This window comes from Pedobacter segetis (assembly GCF_016623585.1).
GTDB classification, from domain to species: domain Bacteria; phylum Bacteroidota; class Bacteroidia; order Sphingobacteriales; family Sphingobacteriaceae; genus Pseudopedobacter; species Pseudopedobacter segetis.
Genome location: NZ_JAEHFY010000053.1, coordinates 1 through 1,250 on the forward strand (window position 1 = coordinate 1; position 1,250 = coordinate 1,250).

Genomic DNA, 1,250 nt, shown 5'->3' on the forward strand with positions numbered 1-1,250 from the left:
AATATGGAGCCGGCACATGCCACATTTAATCTATATGATGCCGAGCAGAAAGTAAGTGCAGATGATGTATCACAATCGCCCTATTACAAATCTTTGAACGGTACTTGGAAGTTTGTATATGTAGATAAAGTAGCCGATAGGAACAAGGATTTTTATAAAACAGACCTTGATGATAGCCAGTGGAAAAATATAATAGTTCCATCAAATTGGGAAATACAGGGCTTTGGTATCCCAATATATACCAACATTATTTACCCTTTCCCTAAAAACCCTCCTTTTGTTGGCCCAAATGATCCAGTAGGCACCTACCGCAGAACCTTTACCGTACCAAAAGATTGGGACGGCAAAGAAGTGTTCTTGAGATTTGGTTCCATTACCGGTTGCGCAACCATTACCGTTAACGGTAAAGAAGTTGGTTTGAGCAAGGCATCCAAACTCCCTGCAGAGTTTAACATTACACCATATTTAAAAACAGGAGAGAACCTGTTGGCGGTGCAAGTAATTCGCTGGCATGATGGATCTTACCTAGAAGACCAAGATTTTTGGCGCATCAGCGGGATAGAACGAGACGTTGCCATCTATGCCACACCAAAGTTAAGCATCTGGGATTTTAACGCAAATGCAGACCTAGATGATAGCTATAAAAACGGGCAATTAGACCTATCGGTAAATTTGAGGAAGTTTAAGGGTGCTGTGCTAAAAAACGCAACGTTAAATGTGATGTTGAAAGACGCTAATGGCAAAACCGTATTCAGCAAAAAACAAGGCATAAACGATGATCAACTCGCAGATTGGATAAAGATCAACCAAACCATCAAAAAAATAAACCCATGGAACGGCGAACATCCATATCTATATGATCTGGTACTTTCTTTTACCAATGATGGCGAAACTACCTATACGGGCACAAAACTCGGTTTCAGAAAAATAGAGATCAAGGATAGCCAACTGATGGTTAACGGTGTGCCCTTAATTGTTCATGGAACAGATAGGCATGAGCATGATATGAATACCGGCCATGTTATTAGTAGGGAATCCATGATAAAGGATATCACATTGATGAAAGAATTCAACATCAATGCGGTAAGGAACAGCCATTATCCAAACAACCCATTATGGTATAAACTGTGCGATGAGTACGGGATTTACTTAGTGGGCGAAGCAAATATAGAAATACATGGGATGGGCGCATCTCTTCAAGCAAAATTTGACGAAAGCGTACACCCTGCTTATTTGCCATTATGGGCACC

Annotated in this window: 1 protein-coding gene; it reads left to right on the top strand. The window is 40.6% G+C overall.

From position 1 onward, the window contains the following. On the top strand, window positions 1–1,250 hold a 1,250-nt coding region (locus tag I5M32_RS16525), incomplete at both ends, for a sugar-binding domain-containing protein (protein ID WP_317193148.1).